This is a genomic window from Marisediminitalea alba, assembly GCF_002993365.1.
GTDB lineage: Bacteria > Pseudomonadota > Gammaproteobacteria > Enterobacterales > Alteromonadaceae > Alteromonas > Alteromonas alba.
The window spans coordinates 1-6,431 of record NZ_PVNP01000163.1; the positions used below are offsets into that span (position 1 = coordinate 1).

Annotated in this window: 6 protein-coding genes; 3 read left to right on the forward strand and 3 right to left on the reverse strand. The window is 49.4% G+C overall.

Going from position 1 to position 6,431, the window contains the following annotated elements; genetic code table 11:
• The first annotated feature begins 366 nt into the window (after positions 1-366).
• Positions 367-1,371 carry a ribosome biogenesis GTPase YlqF gene (gene ylqF, locus C6Y40_RS15055; protein WP_105935296.1) on the forward strand — a complete coding sequence of 335 codons (1,005 nt, stop codon included), beginning with the start codon at positions 367-369 and terminating at the stop codon, positions 1,369-1,371.
• A 45-nt stretch (positions 1,372-1,416) separates the two neighbouring features.
• Here ylqF and C6Y40_RS15060 read toward each other — a convergent pair whose 3' ends face one another.
• A complete protein-coding gene (locus tag C6Y40_RS15060; protein ID WP_105935297.1) occupies positions 1,417-2,157 on the reverse strand; it encodes a TrmH family RNA methyltransferase in 741 nt (246 codons plus the stop codon).
• Between the two features lie 194 nt (positions 2,158-2,351).
• On the opposite strand from C6Y40_RS15060, the gene rlmE reads away from it, so the two are divergent.
• Positions 2,352-2,972 (forward strand): 23S rRNA (uridine(2552)-2'-O)-methyltransferase RlmE, encoded by a 621-nt coding sequence (rlmE, locus tag C6Y40_RS15065; protein ID WP_105935298.1) that lies wholly within the window; start codon positions 2,352-2,354, stop codon positions 2,970-2,972.
• Between the two features lie 17 nt (positions 2,973-2,989).
• Here rlmE and fdxA read toward each other — a convergent pair whose 3' ends face one another.
• Entirely contained in the window at positions 2,990-3,313 is a 324-nt protein-coding gene (fdxA, locus tag C6Y40_RS15070) for a ferredoxin FdxA (RefSeq protein ID WP_105935299.1), read from the reverse strand.
• A gap of 157 nt (positions 3,314-3,470) precedes the next feature.
• On the opposite strand from fdxA, the gene C6Y40_RS15075 reads away from it, so the two are divergent.
• Positions 3,471-5,078, forward strand: a complete 1,608-nt coding sequence (locus C6Y40_RS15075; RefSeq protein WP_105935300.1) for an NAD(P)/FAD-dependent oxidoreductase — start codon at positions 3,471-3,473, stop codon at positions 5,076-5,078.
• Between the two features lie 297 nt (positions 5,079-5,375).
• Here C6Y40_RS15075 and C6Y40_RS15080 read toward each other — a convergent pair whose 3' ends face one another.
• Positions 5,376-6,428, reverse strand: coding sequence for an ISAs1 family transposase (locus C6Y40_RS15080; protein ID WP_105933364.1), 1,053 nt, complete (start codon positions 6,426-6,428; stop codon positions 5,376-5,378).
• Positions 6,429-6,431 lie beyond the last annotated feature (3 nt).

Genomic DNA, 6,431 nt, shown 5'->3' on the forward strand with positions numbered 1-6,431 from the left:
CTTGGCTCATTTGAAGCCTTTATGGGAGGAGAGGGTCCATACCATTAATCCGCATAGAAGTTTACCCTCTCAGAGTGAGTCAAAACGACTTAGATCACGACGCGTTCTCTGTGGCATAGTCATTCTATGTCCAGAGGGCGCAACACAGATGTAAGTCGTTTTGGCCACTCCCTTCGGGCAATCCCCTGAGGGTGAGCTGGCAGGCTTTCTGGCGTTGTTATGCTTGCTTGATTTGGAACCACCAAACCTGTGCAATCAAGCCTAGCCACAAAACCTGCCAGTCTTGCTGAGTGGGCAAACTTCTATGCGGATTGGTATTAATTACAGTAAACTTGCGCACAACGTAGCGATAACAGGACAAACGTAGTGGCCTTACAATGGTTTCCGGGGCATATGCACAAAGCCCTCAAAGAAATAAAAGAATCGATAAGTCAGGTTGATATCCTGATAGAAGTACTCGATGCGCGGATCCCGTATTCCAGCGAAAACCCGGAAATTGCTAAAATCAGAGGGGATAAACCCGTTCTTAAAATCCTCAACAAATATGATTTAGCGGACCCGGAGCTGACCGCCCGGTGGCAGGCTTATCTGGAAAGTGAGCGCGGCGTAAAAACTATCACCACCACTACCGACAACCCGGCTAACAGCAAGCAGATAATAAAATTAATCCAGACCATTTGTGCTCAAAAACACGCGTCGGTGAAATCCATCAATGCCATGATCACCGGGATCCCCAACGTGGGTAAATCTACCCTGATTAACATTCTGGCTGATCGGGTAATTGCCAAAACGGGTAACGAACCAGCGGTAACCAAATCGCAGCAGCGCATTAACTTAGGCGGCGGGATTGTGCTATATGATACCCCCGGCGTGCTGTGGCCAAAGCTGGAAAATCCCAATTCTATTTACCGGTTAGCATCATCCGGCGCGGTAAAAAATACCGCTATGGAATACGATGATGTTGGTTTTTATGCTGCCGACTATTTAATTAAAGCCTATCCTGAGGCAATGAAAGAACGCTACAAGCTGGATGAGTTGCCCGATACCGAGCTTGAGTTTTTAGAAGCTGCGGCCAAAACCCGTGGTGCTAAAATGGCCGGAGGCCGGGTTAATCTGCATAAGATTTGCGAAATCCTGTTAAACGAATTACAGGCGGGCAAACTGGGACGTCTGACCCTTGAAACGCCTGAAATGATTGAGCAGGAAAAAATCGAGATGGCCGCCGCTGCCGAGAAAAAGGCGGCCGATAAAGCCAGACGCAAACAGAAATTCAAAGAAGGTTCATTAACTCCGGATAAGGTGGCGCGTAAAGAAAAGCGCGAAGAAAAGCGTCGGGAACAGAGCCGCCGGATGAAGAAAAACCGGCGCTAGCAGCGCCACGCCCGCAACTATTCAGCCTTCTTACTTTAGCCGCAATTACTTTGCGGCTTGCGCTAGCTGAAAGGCGCAGATCCCCACGGCACTGGCCAGATTCAATGATTCAATGGTGCCGTTACCGGCAATGGTAAATGCTTCAGCGTTTGTTTCAGATAGCGCTTGTGCCGGTACGCCACGTGCTTCGTTGCCAAACAGATAGCACGAGTAGTTACCAAACTGTTTATCTGTGATTGGAGCACCGTTAAGGTCAAGGTAGGCAAACTTTTCAAAGCGCGCTTGCAGCTGGTTTAGCGAAACGTCCAGCTCAACCGGCAGATGAAAGATAGCGCCCATACTGGCGCGAACTGCCTTGGAGTTAAACGGGTCGACGCTGTTAGGGCTTAGCAACAGCCGAAAACCACCAAACCAGGCCAGCGAGCGTAAAATTGTTCCCAGATTGCCAGGATCCTGGATTTCATGCAGGTAAATACAACGCTCGTTGGCGTTTAATGGTGCGTTACTATCGCTTGCCGGTAGTGGTACTCTGGCTAGCACGCCCTGCGGCGTTTTAGTATCGCTGAGGGATGCCATCTGGCGCTCGGTCACCGATATCACCTCAAAGCGAGCGTCCAGAGTTACGCCCTTTGATTGCCAGACATCGGTAACGTATACCGTCACAGGCAACGCCATCAGCGGCGAGCGTTGCAGCTCCTGAATCAGATGCTCACCTTCCACCAGATAATAGCCAAACTGCGAGCGATACTTTTTCTGATGCAGTTTTTTTACGTCGTCTAATTTCATGGTGCAGGCAGTTCCGAATCGATAAGGGGTAATAGGCGCTCTTGTAGGCGCGTGATAAGATAGAGCGCATTGTAGCCTGTAATAACCCTGAAGTCAGGCAAGCCGGTAAAGTTTGTTGGCGCTGTCAGATTTGCAAATGGCATTGGCATGATTACAATAAACGCCGATTTCCCACCAGTCACAGCAGAGTAAATATGGCCCGCTCAAAAACCAGTAAAAAATGGATGGAAGAACACGTTAACGACCCGTATGTGAAAAAGGCGCAAGCCGATGGGTATCGTTCCCGGGCCAGTTATAAGCTGATTGAAATCAACGAAAAAGACAGACTGTTTGGCCCCGGCAGCGTGGTCATGGATCTCGGTTCTGCGCCGGGTGGCTGGTCGCAGATCGTTGCGCCCGTAGTGGGTGAAAACGGGCGGGTGATTGCATCGGATATTCTGCCCATGGACAGCATTATCGGAGTAGACTTTATTCAGGGTGACTTCACCGATGAAGCGGTATACGACCAAATCCTGCAGGTGCTTGGCGATGATCAGGTGGACGTTGTGGTATCTGACATGGCGCCTAACCAAAGTGGTGTAAAAACCACCGATCAGTATGCCTCGATGTATCTGGTTGAACTGGCACTCGACATGGCCAGAAACGTGTTACAACCCGGCGGTAGTTTCTGTGCGAAAGTGTTTCAGGGCGTAGGCTACGACGAGTACGTTAAAGACGTCCGTTCTTCCTTTAACAAGGTGGAAGTGAGAAAACCTGCGGCATCCCGCCCCCGTTCCCGGGAAGTTTATTTAGTCGCGACCGGCTTTAAGGGCTAGTAGCTCGTTACTGGCGTTTAGCGTTCCAGTAACGGCAGCTTATCCGGCACGCCATTCCAGCTGTCTGCATCTTCAGGCGGCGCAATCACTTCAGTAATGTTTGGCCACTGCTGACTGAGCTCAGCGTTAATGGCCAGATAGGGCTTTTGCTCTTCGGTTAGCTCGGTATCCTGAATAATGGCCTCGGCCGGACATTCCGGTACACACAGCGCACAATCAATGCAGATAGCCGGGTCGATGGCCAAAAAGTTCGGTCCTTCAAAAAACGCGTCTACCGGGCACACGGCCACACAGTCGGTGTATTTGCATTTTACGCAGTTGTCGGTCACTACAAAGGTCATGATAGGTTGGTGCGTGAATCAATTTGTTTGCAATTATAAGGGTTCTGCAGCCCGATCTAAAGACAAATGGCCACAATGGCTACCGGATTGCCAGCAACTGCATTAAACTATAGCCGCTCTGACAGATAGGCTGTCCGGCGAACCAGGATCCTCCCTCATGTTGCGTTTAACCGATATAAAACTTCCCCTCGATCACGATGACTCTGCCCTGGCTGCAGCGATTATCAGTAAACTGGCGATTGCCGCCGATGACCTGTTAAACATTAACGTGTTTAAACGCGGTTACGATGCGCGCAATAACCGGGATATTCAGTTGATCTACACGGTGGACGTAGAGGTAAACAGTGAGGCGGATTTGCTGGCTAAGTTTGCTAAAGACACCCAGGTTCGCGTTACCCCTGATATGACCTACAAGTTTGTTGCCCAGGCCCCGGAAAACCTGACTCACCGCCCGGTAGTGGTAGGGCTTGGTCCGTGTGGGATTTTTGCGGCGCTTATTCTGGCGCAGATGGGTTTTAAGCCGATTGTGCTGGAGCGTGGTAAAGCCGTGCGCGAGCGCACTAAAGATACCTTCGGCTTCTGGCGCAAGCAGCCGCTTAACCCGGAATCTAACGTGCAGTTTGGTGAAGGCGGCGCCGGTACGTTCTCAGACGGTAAGCTGTACAGCCAGGTGAAAGACCGCAAACATTACGGCCGCAAAGTACTGCATGAGTTTGTTGAGGCCGGCGCGCCGGAAGAAATTTTATATGTTAGCAAACCGCATATCGGCACGTTCAAACTGGTGAGCATGGTAGAGAAAATGCGCCAGCAGATTATCGACCTCGGCGGCGAAATTCGCTTCTCTACCCGGGTCGAAAAATTGGATCTGGATGAACAAGACGGCCAGTTCGCTGTGAAAGGCCTGCATTTATCCGACGGCGATTATCTGGCGTGTAAACAGGTTATCCTGGCCCTGGGGCACAGCGCCCGGGATACTTTTCAGAACCTGTATGAGCAGGGCGTGTACATTGAAGCCAAGCCATTTTCCATTGGCTTTCGCATTGAACACGAGCAGAGCATGATTGATCGCTGCCGGTTTGGTGATAATGCCGGTAACCCTATTCTGGGCGCGGCAGATTACAAACTGGTGCATCACTGCAAAAATGGCCGTACCGTTTATAGCTTCTGTATGTGCCCCGGCGGTACGGTGGTTGCGGCGGCTTCAGAGCCTGGCCGCGTGGTCACTAATGGTATGAGCCAGTATTCCCGGCACGAGCGCAACGCAAACAGCGCCATTGTAGTGGGGATCACGCCGGAACAGGACTATCCTGGCCACCCACTGGCAGGCATTGAATTACAGCGCCGTCTTGAGGAACTGGCGTTTAAAGCCGGCGGTGAGAATTACAACGCCCCCGGGCAGTTAATTGGTGATTTTCTGGCGGGTAAACCCAGCGCGGAATTGGGCGAAGTTACCCCATCCTATACACCAGGCGTTACCTTAACCGATCTGAGCAAAGTGGTGCCGGATTATGTCACTCAGGCTATTCGCGAGGCCATCCCGGCGTTCGACCGCCAGATTAAAGGCTTCGCTAAAGCCGATGGCACCCTCACCGGTGTAGAAACCCGCACCTCGTCACCGGTATGTATTAAACGGGATAAAGACTATCAAAGCGTTAACGTTAAGGGCCTGTATCCGGCAGGCGAGGGCGCAGGTTACGCAGGTGGTATCTGGTCGGCAGGTATCGACGGAATCCGCGTTGCCGAAGCTTTAGCACTGGCGTTTTAAAACATAGGCGAATATCCCTAACCCGAAAAAACAACAGAGTCGCCCTAGTTGCTACTTAGCTTTAGTATTCATTAAATATTTGATGAATTGGGAAAAAGCTTCAATAATAATTGCTTAGCTATGCTTAATAGTGATAAGTGTATTTTAGGTCATTCTGTAACTAGAAAGATTGGATATTTACTTTAAAATTTTTGGCTTTTTCTCTTTGGGAGAAGCTATTATTTATTGGTAATCATTTTATTCTCACTTTGTTATAGCCGTTAATCCTCGTAATAGTGACAGGGCAACCGCATACTTTTACCCAAAAATAAGCTCTGCTCTGAATTCATCGGCCCAGCCAGCCATTTTGAGTTTGCTTCTCATGCTGGCTTTCTTGGGGTGTAAACGAGCCATATTCAAACAAAACCGCCTAATCACTCCGACATTTTCCGCTCCGTCCTCTTTGCGTATTCGGCTATCATCTTCTTTGAACGTCACGTCTAACACCCAGTGGACTTTATTTTCGACTTCCCAGTGTGCTCGGATAGCCTGGTTGACCGCAACGGGGTCAATATCCAGTGAACTGATGTAATATTGCGTTTCAGTGCTCACCTCTTTGTCTTTAAGGTGGCGCTCTCGTTCTATTTTGATAACACTGCGTATACCTTTCCAGTGCTGTGCTTCACTTATCCACTCACTGACTCTTAGTTGCTGGCACCGGCGTACTTCAATTCGTCCATGGCCAGAATCAGTCTGTTCATTACAGGCAATCCAAGCGGGATTATCCCTCTCTACCTTATGGAAATAGGCGGCAATTTCATCGCGTAGTTGTTTGTGGTTATTTTTGATGCAGAGCACATAATCTGCGTTCTCCGAGCTGATTTTCTCGACTATCTTTTTCTGAGAGTTCATGGCATCTGCACTGATAAGAGCGCCTTTAATATTAAGCGTGTCGAGTAGGTCCAATACCGAAGCATTCTCATTTTTCTTGCCCGATGACTTCAGTTGCGCAAGCACTAAACCTGCATCTTTGCTCCAGGCGGTAATGCTATGTAATGCCGTTTGCTTATCGCCATCGTAGGAATGACGAAGTGTCTTACCGTCGATGGCAATTTGAGGCTTACCCGTTTCAACACGCACTTCATTCACCCAATTCATAAAGGCTTTATTTAATTGTTCAGGGCATATTACTCGGACAATTCGGGCAATGGTATCGTCAACAGGAATGCCGTTTTCAAAGGGACGGTATTGGCGCAACCAATCAAGTTTATCTCGACCAAACACTTCTATATCGCTCCAACCCTCTGCTCCAGAAAGGACTGCACTCACAGTCAGAAATATCACATCAATAAAGTCATGTTGAACATTAATTTG